Here is a 25,444-nt window from a genome sequence, read left to right on the forward strand (position 1 = left end):
TAGAAACTTTCTTTCCCGCGAAACACACCAAAAACGCGAAAAATGGCATTTTTGTACTTGTTTTTCGCGTATTCCGCGTATTTCGCGGGAAATTGCTTCTAATGAGTGATTTGGGTTTACGGATCTGAATTTGTTTCTTCAAGCGTGCGGAGCACGCGAACTTGCGATAGCACCACGTGAAGCGAAGCGGAACCCAAGTGGCCCGTCGCACCGGGTTCCCAAGCGTGTGGAACACGCGGACCTGTTGAAACAACAAGAGTTACGCGTGTTCCACACGCTTCGGAAGTCGGGCGTTCAGCTACCGTGTTTCTCGCGCGCCCAATCGGAACCAGCGATTCGTCATCAGGCGGCGTTTCGGGTTTTCACTGACATTTCACAGCAATTACCTGCGTCCCGTCGCTATGCTGTTTCAAACAGCCTTTTCGACACTGATCAATATATCGGCTCAATTTTTCGTTCGTCATCGCCGCCCATTTTTTCTCCTTCAGCGGGATTTTTTCTGCATTAAAGTCAATATTGATCTTTTTGGCCTCAGGAGTTTTGATGAATTCCTGATACATCCGGTCGTAGCCTTTGTCACCTTCAATGCAGTATGAACTGCAAGCATTGTCCCGGGCTTGGGCTTCGACCCGGTCTTCGCCCTTATAATCGGTCGACGCCTCGTTCGCCGTCCCCTGAAATGTCTTGCCTTCGAAGGTCAACTCTCCAACGCAGGTTTTTCCCGAACCGCCTCCGCACCCCAACACCAAGCCGAGGATGATTACGAATATGAAAGATGCTGAGATTGAATTCTTGTTCGTATTTGTCCAAAACATAAGACTGCCTCCTTCTTCATTTCCGAAAAGTGAACTATTTCAAAATATCCCCAAACGGAATTGCGGTTTCTTTGTCATCGCCGTCGAATTTAACGAAAACGCGTCCGATTCCGGAATCAACTTTGACCACGGTCGCATCTCTGAACGTATTGAATTTCGGCGCTTTTACGCGGTCGCCGTCTTTGACACTCGGCACGACCGGAACAGGTTTGCACGACGCTTTCGGATACATTTTCATTTTTCCGACCGATTCCAGCACCAGGACCTTATCGCCCGCCACGCGAATCACCACGCCTTTGTTCAGATTTGCGCCGTCTTGAATCGCCACGGTCGTTCCCGCGTCCCATTCCTTGATTTTGAAGAACGAATCAGGGACGATCTTTTCGTCCATTTTGCCGATCGTAGTCACGTTGTCGCGGGATTTGGCGGGATTGTCGTAGTCAATATCGAGATAGCGGACAATCGGTGAAATCGGGTTTTTATCGTCAACAACGTATGCCCTGCCCATTCCCGAACCGGTTTGCCACCAAGTCAGGAGAACATCGCCCTTCTTGGCTTTTTGTCCCGGAGGAATGGCGACGATATAAGCGTTCGGAACGCGTCGTCGTTCCGACATAAACTGCACGTCCGAAAATTCCTTTTCAGGTGCAGCCATTTTCTGCACATACCAAATGAAACTGGTTGATTCAACGCCTTTTTCCGCTGCCTCTTTCAGCCAATTCCAAGATGGGACGAGAACGTATTCGCCCGCTTTGGCCGTAGTTTCGACCATCGGAAAATCGGCGATCGGAAACTTGACCGGTTCATCCGTGTCGGCGGCGGTGCTTTGAAAACTCGGCGGTTTGGCTTCGGAGAGTTTTGGTTCGCCGGCCGGTGCAGGAGTCGTCGCGATATTGACCGCAGGCTTGTTTTCGGCAACATTGCCGTTGTTGCCGGCCGGCTGAGTATTGTCGCAAGCCGACATCAACAAAACACTCATTAAGATCGGTAGTATTTTCTTCATTGTTCCTCCTTGTTTCCGACGCGTAAATTCGTCGCTTTCAGGCGAAAAATCAAAAACCGGGTGCTTCGCTCCGAAGCATCGTCGCTTATCGGATTATCCGCCGCTAAAAGATCTCAAAACCCTGCTTGGGCTTCATTTCGAAGCCGCTTTCGTATTGGTCAGAAGAAACGACTTCGTCCAGAACGGCGAGGCGGGTGATTTGCCTGAATTGATCATTTCTTGCCATTTTTCATCCGTCAGGCGATCGCTTGCCGGATAAGTGAATTCGTAGTAACTGAAAACCGCGCCTCGCGTGAGCACCAATTTGCCCTCGATCGGAACCACCACGAGGATTTCGTTTGCGCGTCCGACCGCTTCTTCCAAAACCAAAGAACCGCCTGTATGAACGTCCGCGACCGTCGCCATATCCTTGTCGGATTCATTGACCAGTTCCCACGTGTCGGGATTTCCGGTCATTACGGAAAGCGTCAGATACTCAAGCGTGCCGCCGATGGTGCGAATCGATTGATACTCGTTTTTGGTGAGCGGTTGGTTCAACAGTTCTTTTTCGGAGATCGTTTTGAGAATCGTCAGCAGTTCCTCGAATCCCGAAAATTTGTTGGTCAGTTCGTCCGTGAGCAGATTCCTGGAACTCAACCCTTCGCGCGATTGGATCGTCAATTTCAGCATCCGATCCCAAAACTCCACATTCGGCTCGACATAGCCTTTGAAAGGCGCGGGTTCGTCGCCGTCCCCCATTTCCGCACCGCTTTGCTTGCCGTAAAGGATCGTGTCGTGACGCAACTGTGCCCACGAACCCAACGCCGTGTGGAGCGATTTATCTTCCCAGGCCTGGTTTTTCATAAACGACGGATAGCCTTCGGGCACGGGTTCGAGCAATGCGCGGAGTCCGTTGAGCCAGCTCCAATAGAGGTTCGAGGTCCACGTTTCCGTCTTTTCGTTGGCGAATTGCGTGACCAGTTTGTCGCGTTCGGGCTTATAGCCGGTCCAATTCTTTGGATTGTAAATGGAAGGATTCGCATCGAGAATACTCACCGCGCGCTTGCTTCCAAAAACCGCCATAACGTCCAGTCCCGACGGGAACACGCGTTCGATAGGAACAGAAAGCCGCTGCATGATTTCGCTGTCGGGAATGTATCTCTGACCCATAAATCGAAACTGAAGCGCCGGATCGGGAGCAACCGTTTTGCCGGGTTCAATGAGCCGCCGATACTGAATCTTTGACGCACGCAGCTTCTCCGCCGCCTGCACGAAAGCTTCAAATCTCTGCGGATCAGCGAACGTCGCGGGTTTGGCGTTCGATCCGAAAGTCTCATCCATCGCGGCTTTCCATTCGGAAGGCGTGATGTCATCCGCCGCGCCTACGTAAAAGGAAGTAGGCTCGTAGATCGCTTCCCAATCGTCTACCAACTTCGCACGATAGAGCGATGCCGTGATCAGCAGACTCTGGCGGATCGTCTCGTCCGCACGCTGCTCATTTGTTTTCAGGGCAAAGGGCGATAGTCCATACCACATCATCGCCCGGAAGAATTTTTGAAGAGTTTCGCTTCGCGTATAATGCCCACGCGGAACGAACTGCGAATAGTCCATTTCGTAGGGGAAAATCGCTCCGACGGCGAAGCCTTCGTGCCGGGAGATGAGGTCCATTTCGACCCTGACGAGATCATCCGCCTCGTTTGGCACTTGCACATTGAGCCCGAGATTCCTCGCCGCGACCGCAAAATAAACGACGTTCTTCAACGCCGCGCGCTTCAACTGCACGTCGCCGATCTCGTTCCAGCTCTTTATCGAATCCGCGAGCATTCCCTCGGTCAGTCGCTGCAGAACGGGCATCAGTTTTTGTTCTTCAACGGTTCGAAGCGTGAAATCGAAAAAGATGTGGTAAAGCTGCAAAACCGAATCGGTCGTTACGAAAGAAGGAATGTTCTTGTATTCATTGTCTTCGTAAATATGGAACAACTGCTTCGATTTGGTCGGCGAAACCGCAAACAAATTCTTCGTGAGCAACGCGCGTTTTTGCGCATTCAGGGGGAAACTCCTGGTAAAATGTTTGATGTTCGAGACCTCGGCAAGAGTCGGTGAGACCTTGTAGGGCTTCACGCGTGCCGTTTGAGCTTCGGCGATCGAAAAACCGCCGAGCAGTGCCAAGACCCAAAAACTCCACAGTAATTTGCTAGTTGAGCTTCCTCGTTTCATAGTGTTGTCCTCCTCGATCTTTCGACAGGAAAATCCTCTTGTCGTCAGCCTCGATCGATATCTTCCCGTTCTCAAACATCAGATTCTTCGCCGATTTCCATTGACCTTGCTCGCTCTCGAGCGTAAAACCGAAGCTGTTCCAACGGTAAAGGCCGACGCTTTTCGTCGCGTCCAAATTCGTCTCCAATGCAATCAGTTCTTCGCCGATTCGGCCGTCCAGGTCCGCGAAGCGAAAATCGTCAAAGGGTTTGCTGAGCGACGACCCAAGCCATTTCGGAAAACCCTTTCGGTCCCGAAATCCGTAGATGAACAGACAATTGTGCGGCTTCGGGAAAAACTTCGTCGCCTTGTTTACGCCGATAGCGATCTCGCGAATTCCATCGCCGTCAACGTCCGTGATCTGGATCTTCCACGCGTTCCATTTTGCCGAAACGCCTTGCCACATAATTTTCTTGCCGTGGAAGATCCGCAGCGCCGGCTGGCGTTCGCTGTTGAGATCGATGCGTTCGATCTTTCCGTCAGAATCGAGATCGGTTTCGATTTTCGCCGTGAAGGCTTTCGAGTAAGCGGTCGAACTGATCAGAGCGATGACCGCGAGACCAAAAACAACCCGGCGAAGATTTTTGTCGCAGAATCTCTTCATTGCTCCCAATTCTCCGATTGCCGATTCAAGCGCTTCAAGATCAGCTCTTTGGAATTCCCGGCCGCGATTTCGGGCCGATAATTTTCAATCAGGACCGGAATCGCCTCCGCACTCACGAAACCGTTTTCCCCGACGCGGATCTTGAGAATCACGCTTTCGGCCGTTTTTGCTATCAGGGACTTTGGTGAATCGAAAACGAAATTCCCGAGCGAATACGCGATGAAGGACCTTCGCTTTGAACCTTCGTTTTGAAAGACGGAAAATCCCTGCAATACGTGCGGGTGATGCCCCAGAATTACGTCGGCACCCGCTTCAACCGCGATGTTCGCGAGCTCGATTTGTTCGGTGTTTGGACGGGAAGCGTATTCCGTCCCCCAATGAAATGAGACTACAACCACGGCGGCGTGTTTTCGTGTTTCGGCAATCGATCGCGCGATCAGCTTCGGATCTGCGATCGCCAGATTCGGATAAACACTTCGTTTGAGATCCGGACGGATTGCCGTAAAAGCGAGGAAACCGATCTTGATCCCTTTCTTCACAAAATAAACCGGAGATTGGATGTTTGCCGTGTTTTCGGCTACTCCAATTGCCTGGAGGTTGTTGTCCGTAAGGTTTTGAATTGTCTGGAACAATCCGACGTCGCCGCAATCCAGACTGTGATTGTTGGCGAGCGACAGCACGTCAAATCCGGCATTCGAGAGAATTTTGGCCGAACTCGGATCTGCTTGGAATTGATATTTCTTCTCGGCTTTTCTGCATTTGCCGGTTAAGGGATTTTCGAGATTCCCGAAAGCCAAATCCGCGCCGGACAATGTCCCGCTTACAGTCGCAAACGGATAGTCTGCTCCGAACTTCCCGATCTTCCTTTCCAAACCTCTTGACAGCAAGATATCGCCAACGGCAACGATTTCGACGGTTTGGGTCTGAGACGCAACTCCCGAAGCCAGCAAAAGAATGAGCGCGGCAAATATCGGAACCTTGAAAACACCTTTATCGCGAGACGGCCGGCAATTCCGATCTGCGGCCATTTTGGCAAACGAAGTATCTTTGCGGCTCAAGTGCATTGCCTTTTCGCCCATTGCGTGGCGGTCAATCGCCCCGCGCGCGGTGCTCAAACGGCATCCGAACGGCAATCCGTGGATTTCCTCTGTGCCGTGTCCCGGGAAACAACTCGCGATGATCAATCATAATCTTCGAAATTCGGATTCTCGCGCGTCGACAGCGATCAGGATTTTCATACGAAACGTCCCCCTCGAATCTCGCTTTCCCAATGCATCGATGCAACGTCTGTGCCACGTTCAATCACGCCCGGTGTTTCGGTCCGACTCCCACAGTAATTACCTTCAACTACGTCTAAAGGTGCAACTCCGACCTGTCAACCGAGGCAAAAATCCCCAACCGAGGGCAAGAATCCCGATTTGGAAACCGAACGACCGACGTTCGGCAACCGCGTCAATCGATGGGATCGATCCGAATCCGGATCGCTTCCGTGCCGTTTGCGATCATCATCGAAAGGTCCCGGCCCTTGGGAACGACAAAACACTCGTCGGCGCTTCGGCTGATTTCCTTTGAGTTCCGTTCGCGGAACGCAAGACTTCCCTGACGGACGAAATAGAACAGGAATTCGCCGGTATCCACGATCGGCATTTCGACGTTGCCGGTCGCGCGCCAGACCTCAACGTCCGCCAATCCGCCGGTCGCCGTGCCGATCGCGAGCCTGCATTTTTCGATCGCTCCGTCGCGATCCCAGATCGCCTCCGAAAAACGGTGATGCAGAAATCTCTGACCGCCAAAATCGCGTTCGGGATCGACCCGTCCATTGGGCAGGTCGAACTCGTGTTCGGCGAAGGTCGGATGTTCGGCCGGTGTTCCGACCTCGAGAACTTCGAATCCGTCAGAGCATTCGATGACGCGGTGACGAATTTCGGGCGGCTGCAGGACGCAGTCGCCGGCGCGAAACTCGAACGGCCCGCCCTGATCCTCGTAAACGAGCCATGCGCTTCCCTTCAGGCAGTAGATCATCTGGAAACGAACACGGTGATAATGGACGTAATCCGGGATCGGCCCGCCGTTTCGAATTCTGATATGCGAGGCGATCACGCGTCCGCCAAGCCTGTCAGGAATGAGGTCGCGATATTCCATTCCGGCGCGCCCGACGTGCCATTCGCCGTCGGAGGCTTGTTTCCTGTGCGATTCGATCCGGATCGATTCTCCATCGCGGCTCAACACCGCTTCGCGGGGCGCGTCGGCCGGAAAGATCATCTCCAGCCGAAAACCCTGCGACAGATAAGAAGCGATTTCCGCGTCGAATTCCATTGATTCCATAGATGATTCGAGCTTTGGGCTGCGAGCTTTGGGCTGCGAGCGCACCTCACAGCTCACAGCTCACAGCTCACAGCTCGCAGCTCGAAAATATCGTTTGACTTACGACTCGAACAAACGGGCTGCGATATCCTTTCGCGCGATCGAGGCCTGTTCGCCGGTCGCCATATCTTTCACCGCCACGACGCCTTCGGCGACCTCGCTTTCGCCCAGAACGCATACGTGTTTGACGCCAATCTGGCCGGCATACTTGAACTGCTTTCCGAGTTTCTCGGCTTCCGGATAGACGAGAACACGCAAACCCGCGGCGCGAAGTTCCGAAGCGAGCCGCATCGATTCGCCGACCGATTCTTCGCTCCAAACGGTCACCATCACGTCGGCCGCGCTGTTCGACAATTCAGGCGGGAACATACCGCGCTCTTCCATCACGACGAGAATCCGCTCGAGCCCCAGCGAGAAACCGCATGCCGGAATCTGTTCCTTGCCGAACATTCCGATCAGGCCGTCGTAGCGCCCGCCGCCGCCGAGGCTGCCGGCGAGGTCCGGAACACTGATCTCGAAGATCGCGCCGGTGTAATACGAAAGACCGCGAGCGAGACTTGGAAAAACACGGATTTGGGGGCCGAATGTCGTGCCAACCAAATCACAAATTTGCTGCATTTGATCGATACCAAATCGTCCATCCGCTGTATCGCCGAAACTACCACGAAGCATATTGAGTATGTCGGAATGCGCCATTCCTTTCGCATACATTTCACGAAGCCGCAATTCTCTTACTCCGAAAAAATCGAGCAATTCATCGCACGAATCTTGACTGATACCTCTTTCGATCAGATCCTTGGTAACGCCATCAATCCCGATCTTGTCGAGTTTGTCGATAGCGACAAGCGTCGTATTCTGTTTGTCCTTCGATACGCCGCAATCTTCAAGAATTTCTTGCAGTAGCAACCGGTGATTCAACCTAATTTCAAAATCATCGAACCCAAGCCTCTTTAAAATCTCGCACACCGCCGAAATCAATTCAGCTTCGACGATCATCGAACTCGAACCGATCGCATCGACGTCGCATTGATAGAATTCGCGATATCGGCCGCGCGCGGGGCGGTCGGCGCGCCAGACGGGCTGGATCTGATACCGTTTGAAGAACTTCGGCAATTCGTTGCGGTAGTTGGCGACGACGCGCGCCAAAGGAACGGTCAGGTCGTAACGCAGTGCGAGGTCGGCCAATCCGCTCTCACCTTTCGAAATGTCAAGCTTTTCGCCGCGCTTGAGGATCTTGAAGACGAGTTGGTTTCCCTCCTCGCCGTATTTGCCCATCAGCGTTTCGAGGTTCTCGACGGACGGCGTTTCGAGCGGCTCAAAGCCGTAGGATTCGTAAACTTGCTTGATGACGCCGATGACGTAGTTGCGTTTCCGCACGTCCGCCGGCAGGAAATCGCGCATTCCGCGCGCCGGTTGGGTCTTGCTCATAGGTTACAAAATTAGCACACGGGGACGGCGACCGCTACATTGAACGAAACGTGTAGCCGATCCAAAACAGGTTATTGTCAAAACCCGGATTCTCATCACCGCGGTAGCCATTTGAAATATGAAAGTACGAATATCCGACCGAGATCGCCCTCCCCTTCTTGAGGCCGATCTCGATACCGCCGCCGAAACTCGCCGTAAACTCAAAGCGCGTTCCGACATAGTTCGGCGTTCGTTTGTTGACATACATAAAGCCGGCGCTTGCTCTGGCGAATGGGCGGATCGCTTTCCGCGGTCTCAAGTTCAGCTGTATGCCGAACGGCTGGATGCCAATGGCGGTGCGAAGCGGCCGCGTATCGCGCTTCTTTGCAGGCGCGCTCAGGTCGGCCTCACTGTCCGGATAGCTGAGAAACGCGACCGGAAAGACATCGGCGGTGTATTTGAGATTCAGGTACCGGCTGTTGTTGAACCGGCGCGAGTACCTGAATCCGATTACGGCGAAGCGCACATCGGGAGTTTTTCCCGCAAACAGGAATCCGTTGGTCGAATCGGGCGAAACACCGCCCCAGACAGTGAACTCGTTCTTTCCCCTTTCACTTCGTTCCTGAGAAAGCACCGTGCCTGCAAGCAACGCGAGTATGAAAAACAAAAACTGGATGCGTCTCATGATCGTCGCACCTCCGTGGCCGTCGCTTGAAACGGACTTTTAAGAGATTTCCCGGTAGACTGTGCATAGTTTCTGATAATTGACGCAATTTTCGGACATCTTCTCCAACTCTTCTTCAGAAACCTGCCGCTTTACGCGCGCCGGACTCCCGACGACGAATGAACGCTCGGGAATTACCGTATTTGGGGTCACCAGACTTCCCGCGGCGATCAGCGAGTTGCGGCCGATGCGCGCGCCGTCAAGTACGATCGCGCCGATACCGATCAGGCAACCGGATTCGATATGGCAACCGTGGATGGTCGCTGCGTGCCCGACCGTGACATCACTTTCGATGATCGTCGGAAACTTCGGGCCCCGCGAAACGTGAATGACCGTCCCGTCCTGTATATTCGTACCGTCGCCGATCCGTATGAAGTTGACGTCGCCGCGCAGGACGCAGTTATACCAGATGCTCGCGTTCGCGCCGATCTCGACATCGCCGATGATCACCGCGTTTTCGGCGATAAATGCCGACGCGTCGATCTTCGGATTCAACTTCTTAAACGATCTGATCATTTGCCGTAAACATCCGGAATTTCCTATGTCGATTATATGCCATTAATGCAGGCGTTTGAAATAGACCGTCCCAAACGTGTAATCTAATTTTCAATGAGTTATCAACCGAAAATACTGGCGTTTGCCGGAGCGCTTCGAAGGGATTCGACGAACAAAAAGGCAGTCCTGACCGCCGTCGAAGGCGCGCGCAGGGCCGGGGCGGAAGTGACCTATATCGATTTCCGCGAGTTTCCGGTGCCGCTTTACGATGGCGACCTCGAAACGGCGGAGGGTCTGCCCGAGAACGTGATCCGGCTCCAGGAACTGATGCTCGCGCACGACGGATTTCTGATCTCGTCGCCGGAATACAACAGCGGCATCTCGGGAACGCTGAAGACCTACATTGACTGGACATCCCGACCGCACGGCGAACTGAAGGCAGGCGCCTGCTACGGCGGCAAAGCGGTCGCGCTGATGTCGGCGTCGCCGGGAGCGCTCGGCGGCATCCGCGCCTTGCCGAGCGTCCGTTCGATCCTCGGGACGATGGGCGTCCACGTTCTTCCGGAAGATTTCTGCGTCGGCAGATCGCACGAGGCGTTCGATGAGAATGGCCGGGCAAAAGACGATTTCGTCCGCGGCAAACTGGAAGGCCTCGGGCGAGATCTGACCGAGTTCCTGATCAAGCTTCACGGCTAACGTTGCGTTTTGAGTTCCCCGCTTGGAGTTCCGCTTGGAGTTCCGCTTGGAGTTCCGCTTGGAGTTCCGCTTGGAGTTCCGCCTTCAGGCGGCGACCGCGTTGACTCACGATGCGTGAATTTCAACTAAGGCCGCATGAAGGCGGAACTCCGAACTATCAGTGAATGTGGAAGACAACATTGAAACACCCGTGCCGACTCAATATACTCACATTATTGGAGGCCCAATGCCAGGAACTTGGACGATTCGAATCATTACGTTGGTTGCGGTCCTGACCTTTTTTGGGCCGACGGAGGCCCAAAGTCTGGCGCGTGGCGGGAGGCCCAAGCCGGCTGAAATCGAAGGATACGCGGACGCGTATTGCGTGACGCTTCCCACTAGTTTGCGTGTGTGCAAGGCACGTGAAACGAGTACCCGAGAATGGGAACCGCGATTTGTCATCGAGCGGTCCGGCAAGATCCTTCATACCACGGACGCGGTTCTCGCTGTCTACAGCTCGACCGAGGATTTTTTTGCCTACAGGGGCAATTTGGAAAAAAACGGGAAGAAGTACCTTGTCATTTCGGATCTGGAGAACGTAACCAATGGAATTGCCATTGCGACCAGCCGCGTTAGAGTATTCGAAGAGGTGCCGGGCCCGAAATTTGAAGAGAAGTTCTCGTTTCCAATCCATGAATTCGGTGAGAATGGGAACTTCATCTACGATCGCCGTGCGAATGAAACCTTCATTCTATTGACCTATTGGACCGACTTCGACACTCTCGACAAGAGTCGAGGAACCGGTCTTTACCTTGTTGGAAAGTGGTTTCGCTTTCGACGGGACCGGCTCGAGCCAGTCTATCGAAAGCCGACGTTGGCGCGGCGCTATCTGTTCGGCTTTCAGAAACTTCGAGGTCTAACTCGGCGCGATTCAGGCGTACCATATTCGTGGCTTAAGAGCCGTAACACTCATCGGTTCATTGTTCTTCCGGAGATTAAGCCCTCACCGGTTGAGACGGTAGCCGGGCGAATAACGCGATTTGACGATGTTGAATTCACAATCAAGTCCAATTCCGGAGAGGAACGCCGTTTCAAACTAAGCATCTTGAGTGATTTCGGCTATTTGCCAAAGAAATACATTTTTCCCGATATGTTCCGCGGCTACACCCCGAAACAGTTTTTTGGGGACCTGACCGGAAAACGAGTTAGGCTTGAGACTTATCCGGCCGTTTATGGTCGAAACGAGTCACGGCTTTGGTTCCTTGACCGATGACCGCCCGAAACAGTTGTTCGTAATGACTTCAACGTTGATTTCCGGAATTTCAACACCTCGCTCACTTTGTGCTAGTCTTTCAATTTGTCCGGAGAATTCGATTTGAAACCGTTTAAGATCAGAGATATCGCGATCAACCCGCCGCTTATCCTTTCACCGATGGCGGGAGTAACCGACTACACGTTCCGGCGGCTGATCAAGCGGCGCGGCGGCGTCGGGCTCGTCGTCTCGGAATTCATCTCGGTCGAAGGCTTGACGCGACACAATCCGAAGTCAAAACGGCAGATGCGGTTTGACGAAGAGGAGCGCCCGTACGCGGTTCAGATCTTCGGCGGCCAGCCGGAACGGATGCGGCTCGGCGCGGAGATGGCCGAAGAGGTCGGCGCCGACATTCTCGACGTCAATTGCGGTTGCCCCGCGCCGAAGGTCGTCAAACACGGCGGCGGTTCAGGTTTGCTTCGCGATCTGTCGCGCCTCGAAATCATTCTGAAAGAAATAAAACGATCGATCACGATCCCGCTGACGCTGAAGATGCGCGTCGGATACTCGGATTCGACGATCAACGCCGTCGAGGTCGCGAAAATGGCGGTCGATTGCGGTGTCGAGCATATTCAGGTGCACGGACGCACGAAGGAGCAAGGCTACAAAGGACTCGCCGACTGGGAACTGATCCGCGCGGTAAAAGATGCCGTGTCGGTTCCCGTCTCCGGCAATGGCGACATCACGACGATCGATTACGGAATGAAGAAATGGGACGAATCGGGCGTCGACGGTGTCCTGATCGGTCGCGGCGCGATGCAGAATCCCTGGATCTTTCGCCAGTTTGCGGATGTCATCGCCGGCCGCGAACCGTATCAGCCGGACCTCGCTGAAAAGAAGTTGGTGCTGCTCGAATTTTTCGAAATGCTGCGCGAGGAAATGCCCGAGATCGTGGCACTCGGCAAAATGAAGCAGTTGGCGGGACAGTTTACGAAAGGACTCGTCGGCGGCGCGCAGTTTCGGCAGACGCTCTATCATTCGCATTCGTCCGAGGAGATCCTCGACAACATCACGACCTATTTCGAAACGCTCCAGGCGCGTCAAACCTTCGGCGACGGCGTTACCGAAGCCGATCGCGATCTCGAGATACTTTCGTGCGAAACATTTGCCGGCGATTCGAGTCAGAGCGCGGCGAACGTTTAGAACATAGCCGGATCGCTTTCGCGCCGATCGATCGGTAACCGTTGAAAAATCAAATACTGCGTTGAAGAAACCGTTATGAAATTGAAGTTGATCATTGCCTCTGTCGCGATCATATTCGGGATGGTCTCGGCCGCCCACGCGCAGGTCAAGCCAAAGCCGGGACCGGTTTCGGGAACTCAGGTCAAAGCATCGGCCGCCTACTCGGAAGTTTTGCTTCACCGGGCCGAATTGACCGCCGAACTCGAATCGCTGCTGGTTGAATACACCGAAGACTATCCGAAAGTAAAAGCGCTGCGGACGGAATTGGGATTTCTGGGGAAGGAGATCGACCGTCTGTTCGCGGTTCCGCCCGCCGAAGTCGGAAAACTATCGACCGCACTTGGAAAACTTATGATCCGAAAGGTCCAATCCCAAACTGAACTTTGGAATTTGCAGCAAACCTACAAGGACGACCATCCGGACGTCAAGACGGCGCAAAAAAAGATCGAGGTTTTCGAATCCGCGATCAAGGAGATCCTGGGTCAAAGCTAACGTAACTTTTTCGCTATTTGAGCTGAACGACAACCCTGACACCGTTTCGGGTCACCGTGATGGTCTTTCCCTGCGCGGATCTCTCGAAAACCGTCGCCGCACCGACCGTTCGGTCATCGATCGCCTCGATGACGTCGCCAACGGCGATCCGAGATCGATCAGCGAGGCTGTTCGCGCGGACCGCCTTAACGATCCATTTGCCGTTTTCGACATTCGCACCGATCCCGAGATCGATGAGAACACCTTCGATCGGGATCGAAGATCGCGGCATCGTATTCTTCTCGGGCGAGGTGTTCACGGTCGTCGGCGGCGCTTTCGTTTTGCCCTGACGGATCGCGAAATCAACCGATCCTCGCCCATCCGTAACCGCACGCGTTTTCTTTTTTGCTGCATCCGGCGGCATAGCGTCCTTTGATCCGAACCGTCCGTTCCCGGGAATCGGAGTCTCTGAAACTGCAGCCCTTTCGACCGGAGTCGATTCGACGCCGATGGTCCGAACGAACGGATCGGGTTCTATGACTGTAACCGGCTGATCTCCAGGAATGATGTCGCCCGACATCCAATTCAACGCTGCAAAAAGAATCAACCCGGCCGCCGGCGCGCCAAGCGTCACGAACCAGCGGAACCCGCGACGCGATCCGTCAGGCTTCTCCGACGCAATTCGCGCTTTGACACGCGTGCCGAAGTCGGTCGGCGTTTCAACTCGATCGAGCGACCGCAGCAGTTGGCCGAGTCTTTCTTCCTCGTCAGTTTGTCGGAATTCACTTTCCATCAGTCCAGATAATTCTTCAGCTTTTCGCGCAACAAAGCACGGGCGCGGCTGATCCGCGATTTCGTCGTTCCGAGACCAAGACCCAGGACGGCCGCGACATCCTCGTAACTCAACTCCTGAACCTCGCGCAAGACGATCGGCGCACGGTATTTGTCCGGCAGTGCCGTGATCGCTTTCTCGATCGCGCGTTTTCGCTCGGCGTCAAGCAAGTTCCCGTCCGGTAGCGCCCGCTGATCCACCGGGTGGAGTTCCCCGCCGTCCTCTTCGTCGTTCTGAAAAAACGTCGCCAGCGACATCAGCTTGCGCCGTCGTCTGCGCCGGATCTCCGAGATCGCGAGATTCGTCGCGATGCGGTAGATATAGGTCGAAAACGCGTAATCGGTATGGTAACGGTCGAGCGCGAAATAGACGCGAACGAACGATTCCTGCGCCAGATCGACCGCTTCTTCATAGTCGCCGAGCATTCGGAACAGATAATTTGTCAATGGGTTGCGATACCGTTCGACGATCTCTCCAAACGCCGATTCGTCACCGTTCTTTACAACTTCGATCAGTTGATGGTCGGACAGAGTTTTAACAGACACGGGTTCGCGGACCCCCGTGTTTGTTTTTTCGAATCTGTCGAACGCCATACATTCATACTTTTTACAACAGAAAGACGATCGAAACAAAACTCGTCTGACCTAATGCCCTCACGCGCGCGCGAACGATTTGGTTCCAAAAACTTTGCGGCTGCGTCAATCGACTGCTTTGACCGTCAAGAATAGAAAGATCATTTCGCCCGCGTTCTCACCGGCGATACTTGCGACCAACGTCGGTTCGGCTTCAGGGAGCCTGAATCGCGAACTGTTGACTCCGTACCATTCGTAGAGCGCCGAACGCTCGGCGCCGGGTTTTTCGGACGGCGATCCGAGCGGAACGCGGTACCCGGCTCTGAAACCGTCGATCGTGACGGACGTACTGCCCTCGCCGGAGCGACGGATGTTTCGGATTCCCCATTCAAAAAAACTCATCCAACGTTCGCCGGGCGCTCCGGGGCTCTGCGGCCCCTTGTATTCGACCGCGTTCGATGTTCGTTCGATGTAAGTTGCCCGAAGCCTAAAATCCAAAGGATCATAGGTCGATTTGAGCTTTTTGACGGCATTCGAAAGGTTCGACGGAACTTCCGTTCGACCGTCTTTGGCGGCGACTACGATTTGAAGAAAAACCTCGAACGACGTTTCGGCCGGCTGTTTCGTTTCGGGTTGCGCAAACGCGCTTGAAACGCCGAGCGTGATCAACAGGAAAACCGTCTTGATCAGAATTACTTGTCTTTTCATATTTTGCTCCCCGTTTTATTCCACCTTCCGAAGCCGGTTTTGTTTCAAAATTATCGCAAACGCAAAAAAGCCGCCGGCTGATCGCCGACGGCCTTTGATTCTTGCGAGTAACTCCTTAGCTTTCCTGGAACAAGGTTTCCCCGATCTTCTGCCCGAACGTCACCGTTCCGATCTCGGTTTCTTCAACTTCGCGCTCATTCGCCCAGAGCACAGACCGGTACGGCACGAGCGTTCCCTGCGCGTAATTATAATCGTAGAATTTGCGCTTGAATTTGACGCTCTCCGACTCGTATTCGAGCATCATCACGCGCAGGGACTTAACCGAAACGTAAAATCGCGTTTTGAGATTCTGCTTGTCAGTCACATCGACGAGATAGAAGTCGACGCCCATTATCTTCTCGCGTTTGACAAGTTCCAGTTTCGATTCGTTTTCCTTGTATCGCAAAAGCGCGTCGATGCTGTGCCAGATCTGATTCTGAAACGCGCGGGTCGCGTCTTCCCGCGGCGTGAAAACGGTTTCATTGTAGAGACCGTAGATTTTTTCGTTGTTGTAAACGAGCGAGAATTTGGCGTCCGGATAAGCTTGATCGAAGCGGATCTTTTCCTTCGTCTGGTTCTCGCCGCGAACAATGAAGCGTTCGTAAGTCGACGTCGTCTTACGGCCGTCGGCTTCGGTGACCGTCGTCTTGCCGCGCTCGAAAGATGTCTTGCGGATCTGATCGAGGTTTTGACGGCCGAGCAATCCGCCGTAAATGAAGATCGCCGATTCCGCAACCTGCTCTGCCGTCGCGGCCTCGGGCGCGGTTTGCTTATTGTCAGATTTTGCGGTTTTGTCGGTTTTCGCTTCCTGTGCCGCAACGGCCACGGCGAACGCCATCGAAAATACCAAAATTAGGACGGTTAAACGCAAAAACACTCAGTAATCTCCTTTAGTTACGGACGAATCTCAGCCGCGATTCAGAATACGGGATTCAATTCGTCAGGCTAAATGCGGATTGTAGCACAATCAATTAAGATCGGCACAAGCAGGGCCCGACGAAACACTCTATTGATGTTTGCACGGTCGGAAAGGATGCCAGTGGAGGGAGTTGGGAGTTGGGATTTGCGATTTGCGATTTGCGATTTGCGATTTGCGATTTGCGATTTGCGATTTGCGATTTGCGATTTGCGATTCGCGATTTGCGATTTGCGGTTTGCGATTTGCGATTTTGGATTTTGGATTTTGGAATTGTTGAATCTGGAATCTTGGAATCCTGGAATCCTGGAATCCTGGAATCTTGGAATCTTGGAATCTTGAATCCTGGAATCCTGGAATCCTGGAATCCTGGAATCTTGGAATCTGGAATCTGGAATCCTGGAATCCTGGAATCCTGGAATCCTGGAATCTTGGAATCTTGAATCCTGGAATCTTGAATCCTGGAATCCTGGAATCCTGGAATCCTGGAATCCTGGAATCCTGGAATCCTGGAATCCAGGAATCCTGGAATCCTGGAATCCTGGAATCCTGGAATCCTGGAATCCTGGAATCTTGGAATCTTGGAATCTTGAATCCTGGAATCCTGGAATCCTGGAATCTCGATTCTCGATTCTCGAATCAATCAGGTCGATCCGGCTGCGGGGCGATCGACATAAAATCGACGGTGAACCGCCGTATGTACTCTTCGAGCAGATAACGCAGGCGAAGCTGATCATCCGAGCGCAGGACGAGTCCGACGTGATGCTCGCGGCGCGGGCGGAAAAAAATCTCGGGATCGACATACTCGGACGTATCGGGAAACTCCTGTCGCGCGAGCGAGACGACGATTCCGCCGAATTCTTTGCGGGTCGCCTTCGGGACATATGCGTCGCCATCGGGAGCCGCTTCGATCCTCGCCCATTCGCGCCATATGTTCAGGCCGCAAGCGGCCTCGAACGCCTCGGCGGTATAAGCGCCGCCGACACGCGCGCCGACCTCAAGAAAGTAAAACTCCCCGTCATACCGGCTTTTGATGAATTCCGCGTGCGTCGCACCGTGCTTCAGTCCGAATGCCTTCAGAACCCGCTTGTTAGCCTTCAAGAGTTGTTTCCGTTCGTCGGAGTCGTACTCGATGGTATAGGAACTCGAGACGCCGCCGTTGACCGCGATCTCGAGCGGCGCCGAGCCATATCGGTTCGCGCACGCAACCTCGACCTTGCCGTCGCTGACCAGCGAATCGACGTGGAAGACGTCGCCTTCGATAAACTCCTCAAGGAGATAGGCATCTGCCCGTTCGTGCGGGTCGGGATTGCTGTTCAAACCGTCCACGGCGCGCCAAACACGTTCCGTATGCAGATACTTCTTGATACCGATCGCCGACGCATCGGCGCGAGGTTTCAGAACCCACGGACCGGCGACGCGTTCCATAAATTCACCGATCTCCTGATAGTTCAAGGTATTCACGAATCTCGCCTGCGGTATCCCGTGGCGCTCGCCGGTCGCGCGCATCGCGAGTTTGTCGCGAAACAGACGCGCACGCGAACTGAACATTCCGCGAATGCAAAAATATTCTCGCAAACGCCCGGCGGTGATGACGTCGCCTTCCTCGAGCGCAACGATCCGCGTCGGTTTGACCATCCGCGCCGCCTCGATCGCGGCGTTCAGAAAAGAACTGATGTGCCCGTCGTCCGGGACCGGAATGATCCCGTCGAGACTCTCGCGCGCCCAGTCGTCGCCGACTTTCGACTCGCGCGTGAGCAAGTAAACACGATGGCCGAGAGCCTTGCATTCGCGAAGGAAATCGTTGCCTTTGAAATAGCTCGCAAGACAAAAAATGGTGTGTTTCTGCGGTTTCATTACGACATCATTATATCGGCTTTTGCGGCTTTAGTCTTGACAGGGCGGTGTCAAAAGCCGATAAGTGCGGCGGTCGTGAGCATCCGGCGTTAAACGTTTGCCACGGTCGATAACCGCCGTTACGGGGAGTCGCGCCAAAGGATCGCTTCGGCCCCCTATGCCAGGAAAGCGACAAAATCGGAGAATGCCGATAAGAACGCAAAAGCACGGACTCGACGTAACACGTTGGCTGGATTGGTTTCTGAGATGTCTCGCGTCGGCGCTCGATCGGTCGGAAGAAACGCTGGGCAAAGTGCTCGGCAAGGCTCGCTTTTGGGAATCGGTTTTGGACAAGCCGCTCAATTCCCGACAGCGACTCGTGCTCAACCGTTTGCTCGGCGGATTTCACGGCAAGCTGACGTCGTCGAAATGGGCGACGCTCAGGAAATCGTCACAGGACACGGCCTCGCGCGACATCGATGACCTGATCCGTAAAGGCATTCTCGCCCGCGGCCCCGCCGGCGGCCGAAGCACGAGTTACGAACTCATCCTTGCTCCCGATGCAGAGAAAACGGCGGAAGGATGATCGTGCGGGAGTTCAATATCCCGTTGTATCCTTCCGCCGACAATTCTGGTGCCCTCGGCTGGACTCGAACCAGCGACCTACTGCTTAGGAGGCAGTCGCTCTATCCAAACTGAGCTACGAGAGCGGTCTCGATTTGGGATTGGTGATTTGGGATTTGGGATTTGGGACCTAAGACAAAATCCGAAATCACAAATCACCAATCCCAAATCTCAAGAATCATAACTTATCAGGGACTTGACCTCATAACCATCAAACTTGTCGCGGCCCTTCAGGAAATTGAGCTCGACGACGAACGAAAGTCCGACGACCTTGCCGCCGAGGCTTTCGACGAGATCGACGACGGCGCGGGCGGTGCCGCCGGTCGCCAGCAGATCGTCGACGATCAGCACGCGATGGCCCTCGCCGACGGCGTCTTTGTGGACTTCAAGCGTGTCCTGCCCGTATTCGAGGTCGTACGACACCGAGACCTTTTCGGCCGGCAGTTTCTTCGGCTTGCGCACCGGAACAAAACCGGCGTTCATCTGATACGCGAGCGGCGCGGCGAAAATAAACCCGCGCGATTCGACGCCGATGACGGTGTCGATCTGCTCGCCCCGAAACTGATCGCAGAGCGCGTCGAGCGTCATACGCAACCCGGCGGGATCTTTCAAAAGCGTCGTAATGTCGTAAAAGTTGATGCCTTCCTTCGGAAAATCCGGCACTTCTCTGATAAGTTTTCTTAAGCTTTCCATAAGTTTTCTTGATTCGAATCCTATTTCTCGACCCGGAACGATGAATAAAGATTCGTCGGGTCGAGCACTTCTTCTTCAAACTGCGCGACGACCGCGTAGTTCGGACCTGTCAGGAAGTCGCTGCGAAAAGCGTCGACCGCGCGCGGCGAACCTTCGACAAAGGATTCGACACGGCCGTCCGGCAGATTCCTGACGTAACCCACAACCTGGTGCCGCGCCGCGGCCCTTTGGGTAAAGAACCGATATCCGACCCCTTGAACCATTCCGGCGATGACGAATTTTCTCGCGACACGCATCATATGGATTTTCGATTTTGGATTTTCGATTTTGGATTCGGAAGTTCAATCATCTGAGTCACGCCAGAAACGACGTGATCGAACGTTCGCTCGGGCTACCGATTTTGATCCAACCCCTAATCGAAGGTTTCATCCGATCGCGTCCAAACACTCCATCAGCGGCCGCTGCCGGCAGGTGTAAACCGGCATTCCGCGCAACGTGAACTTGCTCGCCGACGTTCCGCGCATTTCTTCCGCAAGCGCCAGGAAATCCTTCGGTTCGTCGGTCTCGAAACTGACGATGAACTCCTGCTCGCTGAACCCGAAAGCGTGCGTCAAATGGATCTTGATGTTCTCGAACTTCTTGCCGACCATAAAGTTCTCCTCGACGAGCGACAACCGCTCTTCTTCCGATTTCGAATACCAGTCGCTGTGTTTCGAGCAAGGATAAACGAAATGATACCGCTTCTCGCCGGCCCGTACGTGATAACGATCCTCGGCCGTTTGGTGCGAATCGTTCGAAAGGAACATCATCCGTTTCGTGACCGAAAGATAGTTGTCAGCGGTTTCGAGATAGCTCCCGAGATTCGTCCGATAAAGCTTCGCGGTCATATCCTGGATCGAATCGAGCGACGAACCGATCCGCCAAAACATCAGGTCCGCCTTCGAATCGAACCCGACGAGCGAGTAACTGTAGAGCAGCAAATTCTCGTTGTATTTATTGAAAACACTTTGAAATTCACTCTTGAAGACGCGTTTCGTTTCGTGATTGAGTTTGCGCCAGTCCGGATTGACCCGGAAAAAGATGAAATTAACGAACTGCTTTTCAATCACGGGAAATTTCTGAGGCTCGCGGATCCCCTCCACCAGGCGCAGTTGCGCGGCATCCACTTCTTTCTTATCGAATTCGAAAAGTTCCATTATTGTTTTGTTGGCGCGAGTTCGGCACGACGCGCGGCATATGAGTTCCCCGGGGTTTATTCTGCCAATTTTTGAGGTCGTTGTCCAAATGCTCGGATGGAAAGCGAGCGGCGGAGGCGGGCCGGAGCGAAGGGGTTGCGGCTTTGATATTCAATCCGTCTTTGTGTTATTCATTACGCTGGTAACGTCGACAAAACACACAATGGACACTGGTTTTCCCTTCATAAGCGCGGACTTTGCGGCTCTTTTGCGCGCATTCGACCCGGATCCGGAAATGGCCGGGCTGTCTTATGAAGCAACCCGCCGCCGATTGATCGTCTATTTCAACGCTCACGGATGCCAAACTCCCGAAGAACTCGCGGATCTGACCTTCGACCGGCTCGCGAGGAAGATCGAATCGTTCGTGCCTAACGGTGCCGGCAGTCTGAATGCATTTATCTACGGTATCGCGAGAAATATCAAAAGAGAACATTTCGCGAAAGTCTCGAGATACCGACTTGTAGACGAGTCGTTTCTTCCGGAGATCGGGGTTGCGGCCGATGCGGTCGAGACTGTGATCGATCAAAGATTGGAGTGCCTGAACCGCTGCGTCGACGCTTTGAATGAAGAGGATCGATCGACGCTGCTTGACTATTATCGACTCGACGGCATCGAGAAGATCAAACTTCGAAAACAAATTTCAGCCCGTCTCGGTATCTCGTTAAATAATTTACACACAAAGGTTTACCGGATTCGGGCAAGGATCGGAAAGGGTGTTCGGGAATGTCTCGAAAAAAAATAGTGTGCGATTTCGGCCGGAAAACGCAATTATCAGTAGAACGCGGTGCAGGTTATGAGTAACGGACCTACAGAACTTAGCGATTTCCTGCTCGGAAAGACCGATGAATTTCAGACCGAACGAATCGATCTTATGATCATTTCCGGTGAAATTACGGCGGACGAACTCGCGATCGCAGAAAACGCGTTGATCGAGGATTGTCTTGAAGGCGTTTTGTCGCCCCCCGACATCTCCCACTTTTTTCAAGACTTCCTCAATTCGCCGAGCCGCCGTCAGAACTTCGTCGAGACGGCGGCTCTTCGCCGGATGGCTCAAGAAGCTTTTGTCGGGGACAATTGCGAAGAAGCCCGATCGGAAAGTTACATTCAGGTTTTCGGCCGCTTTTTCTCGGCTCGCCCATTCGTTTGGGCGTCCGCCGCCTTGCTTCTCCTATCGTTTGCCGGCATCGCCTCTTGGTTCTTGCTGGGCAAATCGAGGCCTGCGGAGGTTGCCGCGCTTGAAAAGCGTTACGCCGAATCGAACAGAGGCGACCTGTCGGATCTTTCCAAATTCAGTCCCGACGCCGTCAAAACCGTATTCCCGACGAGTCTTCGGAGTGCTGACGGCAACCGAAAATTCATACTTGGCACCTCGGATGAACTGCTTTTTCGTCTGTCGGTTCCGTTTGAAACCAGTGCCTCGTATACGCTGACGGCGGTTCGCGACGGCGTTTCGTTCTTTGAACTCAGGGATTTGAAGCCGTCCAACGGTGAAATCCGCGTGTTGCTTCCGAGGTCGATCTTTCGCTCCGGGCGCGTCACTTTCCAGCTTCAGGACCCCGGATCGACAAACTCGCTGATCACCTACGAATTTTCGTTTGAATAAGCCCTTTTCTTCAGCCTTGTGAGAACGAGCAACAAGATAAGAAACGGTACAAAAACGGCCGGGAGCAGGAATTCGTAGGCCAACCGGCGCCGGAATTCGACCTTGGTCGTCGGATCGCCCTGGACCGTGAACGCGGCCCAGAAATATGGAGACCGGAATTGCGGATCCTTGAGCAATTCGATCTGCGCGACCCTCAACGCTTCGGGCGCGGTGCTTTGACCCCGAGAGAGTTCTTCGTAGAACTTCTCCATCAATTGCCGCGCCGCCGCATCCTCAACCTTCCAGAGACTCGCAACGACCGACCTCGCGCCGGCGTTGATAAAACCGGTCGAAAGGCTTTCGATCCCCTCGCCGCGGGTCTCGTTCCCGTAACCCGTCTGACACGCGCTCAAGACGACAAGTTCCGCTCTCAGATCCAATCCGAAAACATCATTGATCCGGATCATTTGGTCGATCTTTCGGCCGGCACGATCGAATCTTGACAGTGCAATCCCCGAAAGCTCCGGACGAACGTCATCGACAACGCCGTGCGTCGCAAAGTGGATGACCCTGTACTCCGAGACTCGGTCCGCAATCGCATTTTCGCGCGTCGCCTGAAAACCCGACAAAACGGAATCCGGATCGGCGCCGAGGATCCGCGCCACCGTCGCGCCCTCTTCCGCGGATCCGCTGAGGCGCCGGAATGTCACGGCTGCCTCCGTGTTCTCAGCCGATACGGCGGCTGGAAGTCGCGGATCATCCTCACCGAAAACCGGATCAGAAAACACCAGCACGGGCTTGGAGGTCTTCACGGACTCCGGATCCTTTTCACGAAGCAACTGAAGACTTGCCGCCGAATGCGCGTAGATTACCTGGTTCGTAAGAATCAATGGGTCGTCACGGTCGCTCAACGGCATCGGCAATGCCGAAACCGGATAGTAATGCAGCTTTCCGTCGGCGACCACGATCAATTTCTTGCCCTGCAGTTTTGGCGCGATGCGGCTGAATAACATCTCGCTCAGCGACCGGCCTTCCGTCCGCAAGGTCAGATCGGCCGTCGCGGCCCGTTGGCTGAAACTCTCGATCGAATCGTCCGGACGGATCGCCCGGGCCGCGACCGCATCGCGAAGTCTATCGACCCGTTCTTCGATCCGGACACGCGGCGGAAGAACCGTTACCTCAACGTCGCCTTTGCGGATCGTCCACAGAAAGCTCTCCTGCGCACCGAGAAAGAACTCGAGGACGATCGTTTCATCGTCTGTGACCTGCTCCTGAAAAGTTGCTAGGTCAAAATTGCGGGGATCTTTGATCTTCCCAAGCATCGGATTCGACCTCTTGAGCTGCGAATTGAGTTCGTCGAGTTCGGCCTGAAGGCCGGAGATCTCTCCTTCGATCCGAATGACCTCATCTTCACGCGGCTCGGGCGTGGCGAGCAGTTCCGTCAGCCGTTCCGAGTTCGAATTGATGACTGAACGCAGCTCGCGGGCCCGGCGCAGCAGGTCTGGATCCGAATTCTTTGAAAACTCGAGTCCCGCCAGCCCGAGCCGTTCGCGAAGCACGCGCGCCCTTGAATTCTCACTTATGCGCAGCGCCTCGACATCAAAACCGGCTTCAGGCTGCTCGCCGTGTTTCGCAACAAGGAGACCGATCAACAATTCGTAACGATCGTAGATGCTTGAAACGTAGGTCGAACGGAGGCGATCATTGAAAACGCCATTCGTCAGCGAGTCGGTGATCTCGACCGATTTGCGAACGAGGTCGAGCGCCGAACCGCCGTTGCCGTCGAGCGCGTCGATCCGGGCCAGTTGGAACAGATCCTCGGCCTCGGCGAATGTGTCGCGTATCCGCCGGTCGATCTCGAGCGATCGTGAGAAGTTTTTGCGCGCCCGAAGACGGTCGCCGAGTCGCAAATGGATCCGGCCCAATCCGTTGGCGGTCATTCCGATACCGCGAAGATTTCCGATCTTTTCAAACTCCCGAAGCGCGGCACCAAAGCTCTTCTCCGCCTGTTGAAACTGGGAATTGCCAAGAAACGAAAAACCCTTTTCGAGGCTGCAATACCCGACCAGCGACTTGATCTTCAGCTTCGCGGCCTTCGCAATGCACGAATCCAGATAAGATATCGCGGCATCGTTGCGTCCGAGCACGCGATTGGCTCGCGCCGCGGCCCAAAATGACCCGGCGATCCCGATCTGATGCCCTGATTCCTCACCTGTTCGCAGGGCCTTTTCCCGGTAACCGAGCGCGGCTTCCCAAGTGCCGAAGCTCTCGTAAACATTGGCCAATCCGGAATAGAGCGCCGACAATTCGCTGAGGTCCAAACCATCCGGAAACGCTCGTTCGGCAAGACCGTACGAGTCGAGCGCGGCTTGCTTGTCATCGATCCTGCCGGCAAGAGCGCCGAGTCCGATATTGGCGAGCGCGACTCCGCGAACATTCGCGGAGTCGGTTGACGCTTCGAGCGAGCGCGCAAAACTCCGGCGCGACTCGGCAAACCGATTGAGCGCCAAATAAGCGTATCCGAGCGAAAGATAGCTGTTGGCCGCTCGACGGATATCGCCGAGCCGAACGAGAATCTCCGCCGCATCCGAATAGTTCTTGATCGATGATTCGGGTTCGTCAAGATACGACGATAATTCGGCCCTCGCGAAGAGCATCGAAGCGAAGACGGATTCCTCTGTCGGGCGCAGACGCGAGAATCGTTCGACCTCGGCTTTTGCCTCGTCTAAAAGACCGGATTCGAGGAGTCTTTGAACGAGGTCGCATCGAACGAGGATCTCGTCGTCTACCGACCGATTGGTGCGCGAAACCTCAAGGGCGCGGGCGAGCAGCCGGCCCGCCCGCGCGCCGTCATTGGCAATCGTCGCGAAAAACGCCGACTCACGCAGATCGGCCACCGCCCGCCGGTAATTTCTCTCCGCCAATCGAAGGTCGGCGGCCCGTTCGAGGAGTTCCGATGCATCGATCACCGACTCGCGTCTCCAATCGCGGCCGAGTTCCGCGGAACGGGATTCGAGAAGTTCGGCATCTTCAAGCGAACCGGCACCCGCGAAGACCGGAACCGGCCCGACGCAAAGACACAGGATAATGGTGAAAGTCGTCAACAAAACAAGACGCATC

26 protein-coding genes and 1 tRNA gene are annotated in these 25,444 nt (G+C 54.3%); 7 read left to right on the plus strand and 20 right to left on the minus strand.

Features of this window, described 5'->3' with window-relative positions:
• Positions 1-362 precede the first annotated feature (362 nt).
• The 9 genes from IPN69_19505 to IPN69_19545 form a co-directional block, all read right to left on the minus strand.
• Complete coding sequence (locus IPN69_19505) at positions 363-815, minus strand: hypothetical protein (GenBank protein MBK8812897.1); 453 nt, start codon at positions 813-815, stop codon at positions 363-365.
• A gap of 34 nt (positions 816-849) precedes the next feature.
• Positions 850-1,818, minus strand: a complete 969-nt coding sequence (locus IPN69_19510) for a hypothetical protein (GenBank protein ID MBK8812898.1) — start codon at positions 1,816-1,818, stop codon at positions 850-852.
• Between the two features lie 132 nt (positions 1,819-1,950).
• Positions 1,951-4,014 (minus strand): DUF3160 domain-containing protein, encoded by a 2,064-nt coding sequence (locus IPN69_19515; protein ID MBK8812899.1) that lies wholly within the window; start codon positions 4,012-4,014, stop codon positions 1,951-1,953.
• A complete protein-coding gene (locus tag IPN69_19520) occupies positions 3,992-4,657 on the minus strand; it encodes a hypothetical protein (protein MBK8812900.1) in 666 nt (221 codons plus the stop codon). The genes IPN69_19515 and IPN69_19520 overlap by 23 nt, the downstream gene beginning before the upstream one ends.
• Positions 4,654-5,736, minus strand: coding sequence for a CapA family protein (locus IPN69_19525; GenBank protein ID MBK8812901.1), 1,083 nt, complete (start codon positions 5,734-5,736; stop codon positions 4,654-4,656). The genes IPN69_19520 and IPN69_19525 overlap by 4 nt, the downstream gene beginning before the upstream one ends.
• Before the next feature lie 373 nt (positions 5,737-6,109).
• A complete protein-coding gene (locus IPN69_19530) occupies positions 6,110-6,982 on the minus strand; it encodes a cupin domain-containing protein (GenBank protein MBK8812902.1) in 873 nt (290 codons plus the stop codon).
• Positions 6,983-7,081: 99 nt separating this feature from the next.
• Complete coding sequence (gene hisS / locus IPN69_19535; protein MBK8812903.1) at positions 7,082-8,449, minus strand: histidine--tRNA ligase; 1,368 nt, start codon at positions 8,447-8,449, stop codon at positions 7,082-7,084.
• Between the two features lie 34 nt (positions 8,450-8,483).
• Positions 8,484-9,113, minus strand: coding sequence for an acyloxyacyl hydrolase (locus IPN69_19540; protein ID MBK8812904.1), 630 nt, complete (start codon positions 9,111-9,113; stop codon positions 8,484-8,486).
• Positions 9,114-9,152: 39 nt separating this feature from the next.
• A complete protein-coding gene (locus tag IPN69_19545; protein ID MBK8812905.1) occupies positions 9,153-9,668 on the minus strand; it encodes a gamma carbonic anhydrase family protein in 516 nt (171 codons plus the stop codon).
• Between the two features lie 93 nt (positions 9,669-9,761).
• Here IPN69_19545 and IPN69_19550 point away from each other — a divergent pair, with 93 nt between their 5' ends.
• The 4 genes from IPN69_19550 (at position 9,762) to IPN69_19565 (ending at position 13,308) form a co-directional block, all read left to right on the plus strand.
• Positions 9,762-10,343 (plus strand): NAD(P)H-dependent oxidoreductase, encoded by a 582-nt coding sequence (locus tag IPN69_19550; GenBank protein MBK8812906.1) that lies wholly within the window; start codon positions 9,762-9,764, stop codon positions 10,341-10,343.
• Positions 10,344-10,509: 166 nt separating this feature from the next.
• Positions 10,510-11,595: a hypothetical protein gene (locus IPN69_19555; GenBank protein MBK8812907.1), complete on the plus strand. Its 1,086-nt coding sequence runs from the start codon at positions 10,510-10,512 to the stop codon at positions 11,593-11,595.
• A 159-nt stretch (positions 11,596-11,754) separates the two neighbouring features.
• Positions 11,755-12,777, plus strand: coding sequence for a tRNA-dihydrouridine synthase (locus tag IPN69_19560; protein MBK8812908.1), 1,023 nt, complete (start codon positions 11,755-11,757; stop codon positions 12,775-12,777).
• 75 nt (positions 12,778-12,852) lie between these two features.
• Complete coding sequence (locus tag IPN69_19565; GenBank protein MBK8812909.1) at positions 12,853-13,308, plus strand: hypothetical protein; 456 nt, start codon at positions 12,853-12,855, stop codon at positions 13,306-13,308.
• Positions 13,309-13,321: 13 nt separating this feature from the next.
• On the opposite strand, the gene IPN69_19570 is transcribed toward IPN69_19565, so the two are convergent.
• The 6 genes from IPN69_19570 to IPN69_19595 form a co-directional block, all read right to left on the minus strand.
• Complete coding sequence (locus IPN69_19570) at positions 13,322-14,080, minus strand: hypothetical protein (GenBank protein MBK8812910.1); 759 nt, start codon at positions 14,078-14,080, stop codon at positions 13,322-13,324.
• Entirely contained in the window at positions 14,080-14,712 is a 633-nt protein-coding gene (locus IPN69_19575; protein MBK8812911.1) for a sigma-70 family RNA polymerase sigma factor, read from the minus strand. Before IPN69_19575 ends, IPN69_19570 begins: the two co-directional genes overlap by 1 nt.
• A 105-nt stretch (positions 14,713-14,817) precedes the next feature.
• Entirely contained in the window at positions 14,818-15,399 is a 582-nt protein-coding gene (locus IPN69_19580) for a hypothetical protein (protein MBK8812912.1), read from the minus strand.
• 115 nt (positions 15,400-15,514) lie between these two features.
• Complete coding sequence (locus tag IPN69_19585; GenBank protein MBK8812913.1) at positions 15,515-16,315, minus strand: hypothetical protein; 801 nt, start codon at positions 16,313-16,315, stop codon at positions 15,515-15,517.
• 94 nt (positions 16,316-16,409) lie between these two features.
• Entirely contained in the window at positions 16,410-16,997 is a 588-nt protein-coding gene (locus IPN69_19590) for a hypothetical protein (protein MBK8812914.1), read from the minus strand.
• Positions 16,994-18,211: an ATP-grasp domain-containing protein gene (locus IPN69_19595; protein ID MBK8812915.1), complete on the minus strand. Its 1,218-nt coding sequence runs from the start codon at positions 18,209-18,211 to the stop codon at positions 16,994-16,996. Before IPN69_19595 ends, IPN69_19590 begins: the two co-directional genes overlap by 4 nt.
• Before the next feature lie 184 nt (positions 18,212-18,395).
• Here IPN69_19595 and IPN69_19600 point away from each other — a divergent pair, with 184 nt between their 5' ends.
• Entirely contained in the window at positions 18,396-18,776 is a 381-nt protein-coding gene (locus IPN69_19600; GenBank protein MBK8812916.1) for a Fic family protein, read from the plus strand.
• Positions 18,777-18,822: 46 nt separating this feature from the next.
• Here the strand turns inward: IPN69_19600 and IPN69_19605 are convergent.
• The 4 genes from IPN69_19605 to IPN69_19620 all read right to left on the minus strand — a co-directional run bounded on the left by IPN69_19605 (position 18,823) and on the right by IPN69_19620 (position 20,703).
• Positions 18,823-18,900 (minus strand) — tRNA-Arg (locus IPN69_19605).
• A gap of 85 nt (positions 18,901-18,985) precedes the next feature.
• Complete coding sequence (locus IPN69_19610; GenBank protein MBK8812917.1) at positions 18,986-19,507, minus strand: adenine phosphoribosyltransferase; 522 nt, start codon at positions 19,505-19,507, stop codon at positions 18,986-18,988.
• A gap of 20 nt (positions 19,508-19,527) precedes the next feature.
• Positions 19,528-19,803: an acylphosphatase gene (locus IPN69_19615; GenBank protein ID MBK8812918.1), complete on the minus strand. Its 276-nt coding sequence runs from the start codon at positions 19,801-19,803 to the stop codon at positions 19,528-19,530.
• A 129-nt stretch (positions 19,804-19,932) separates the two neighbouring features.
• Positions 19,933-20,703, minus strand: a complete 771-nt coding sequence (locus IPN69_19620; GenBank protein MBK8812919.1) for a chlorite dismutase family protein — start codon at positions 20,701-20,703, stop codon at positions 19,933-19,935.
• A 202-nt stretch (positions 20,704-20,905) separates the two neighbouring features.
• Here IPN69_19620 and IPN69_19625 point away from each other — a divergent pair, with 202 nt between their 5' ends.
• Together IPN69_19625 and IPN69_19630 are read left to right on the plus strand one after the other, a co-directional pair.
• Positions 20,906-21,484, plus strand: coding sequence for a hypothetical protein (locus IPN69_19625; GenBank protein MBK8812920.1), 579 nt, complete (start codon positions 20,906-20,908; stop codon positions 21,482-21,484).
• Between the two features lie 51 nt (positions 21,485-21,535).
• A complete protein-coding gene (locus IPN69_19630; GenBank protein MBK8812921.1) occupies positions 21,536-22,345 on the plus strand; it encodes a hypothetical protein in 810 nt (269 codons plus the stop codon).
• On the opposite strand, the gene IPN69_19635 is transcribed toward IPN69_19630, so the two are convergent.
• The gene (locus IPN69_19635) at positions 22,324-25,443 is read right to left on the minus strand and encodes a CHAT domain-containing protein (protein MBK8812922.1); all 3,120 of its coding nucleotides are present in this window, start codon (positions 25,441-25,443) and stop codon (positions 22,324-22,326) included. The two genes, IPN69_19630 and IPN69_19635, sit on opposite strands and share 22 nt — an antisense overlap.
• Position 25,444: the final 1 nt, after the last annotated feature.

Source organism: Acidobacteriota bacterium (genome assembly GCA_016715115.1).
Lineage (GTDB): Bacteria > Acidobacteriota > Blastocatellia > Pyrinomonadales > Pyrinomonadaceae > JAFDVJ01.

Coding starts and splice junctions, on each gene's coding strand:
- IPN69_19565 (MBK8812909.1), top strand. CDS start 12,853: ATGAAATTGAAGTTGATCATTGCCTCTGTCGCGATCATATTCGGGATG.
- IPN69_19575 (MBK8812911.1), bottom strand. CDS start 14,712: ATGGCGTTCGACAGATTCGAAAAAACAAACACGGGGGTCCGCGAACCC.
- IPN69_19620 (MBK8812919.1), bottom strand. CDS start 20,703: ATGGAACTTTTCGAATTCGATAAGAAAGAAGTGGATGCCGCGCAACTG.
- IPN69_19530 (MBK8812902.1), bottom strand. CDS start 6,982: ATGGAATCAATGGAATTCGACGCGGAAATCGCTTCTTATCTGTCGCAG.
- IPN69_19595 (MBK8812915.1), bottom strand. CDS start 18,211: ATGAAACCGCAGAAACACACCATTTTTTGTCTTGCGAGCTATTTCAAA.
- IPN69_19515 (MBK8812899.1), bottom strand. CDS start 4,014: ATGAAACGAGGAAGCTCAACTAGCAAATTACTGTGGAGTTTTTGGGTC.
- IPN69_19610 (MBK8812917.1), bottom strand. CDS start 19,507: ATGGAAAGCTTAAGAAAACTTATCAGAGAAGTGCCGGATTTTCCGAAG.
- hisS (MBK8812903.1), bottom strand. CDS start 8,449: ATGAGCAAGACCCAACCGGCGCGCGGAATGCGCGATTTCCTGCCGGCG.
- IPN69_19550 (MBK8812906.1), top strand. CDS start 9,762: ATGAGTTATCAACCGAAAATACTGGCGTTTGCCGGAGCGCTTCGAAGG.
- IPN69_19600 (MBK8812916.1), top strand. CDS start 18,396: ATGCCGATAAGAACGCAAAAGCACGGACTCGACGTAACACGTTGGCTG.
- IPN69_19520 (MBK8812900.1), bottom strand. CDS start 4,657: ATGAAGAGATTCTGCGACAAAAATCTTCGCCGGGTTGTTTTTGGTCTC.
- IPN69_19560 (MBK8812908.1), top strand. CDS start 11,755: ATGGCGGGAGTAACCGACTACACGTTCCGGCGGCTGATCAAGCGGCGC.
- IPN69_19630 (MBK8812921.1), top strand. CDS start 21,536: ATGAGTAACGGACCTACAGAACTTAGCGATTTCCTGCTCGGAAAGACC.
- IPN69_19505 (MBK8812897.1), bottom strand. CDS start 815: ATGTTTTGGACAAATACGAACAAGAATTCAATCTCAGCATCTTTCATA.
- IPN69_19525 (MBK8812901.1), bottom strand. CDS start 5,736: ATGGGCGAAAAGGCAATGCACTTGAGCCGCAAAGATACTTCGTTTGCC.
- IPN69_19545 (MBK8812905.1), bottom strand. CDS start 9,668: ATGATCAGATCGTTTAAGAAGTTGAATCCGAAGATCGACGCGTCGGCA.
- IPN69_19570 (MBK8812910.1), bottom strand. CDS start 14,080: ATGGAAAGTGAATTCCGACAAACTGACGAGGAAGAAAGACTCGGCCAA.
- IPN69_19540 (MBK8812904.1), bottom strand. CDS start 9,113: ATGAGACGCATCCAGTTTTTGTTTTTCATACTCGCGTTGCTTGCAGGC.
- IPN69_19510 (MBK8812898.1), bottom strand. CDS start 1,818: ATGAAGAAAATACTACCGATCTTAATGAGTGTTTTGTTGATGTCGGCT.
- IPN69_19635 (MBK8812922.1), bottom strand. CDS start 25,443: ATGCGTCTTGTTTTGTTGACGACTTTCACCATTATCCTGTGTCTTTGC.
- IPN69_19615 (MBK8812918.1), bottom strand. CDS start 19,803: ATGCGTGTCGCGAGAAAATTCGTCATCGCCGGAATGGTTCAAGGGGTC.
- IPN69_19625 (MBK8812920.1), top strand. CDS start 20,906: ATGGACACTGGTTTTCCCTTCATAAGCGCGGACTTTGCGGCTCTTTTG.
- IPN69_19580 (MBK8812912.1), bottom strand. CDS start 15,399: ATGAAAAGACAAGTAATTCTGATCAAGACGGTTTTCCTGTTGATCACG.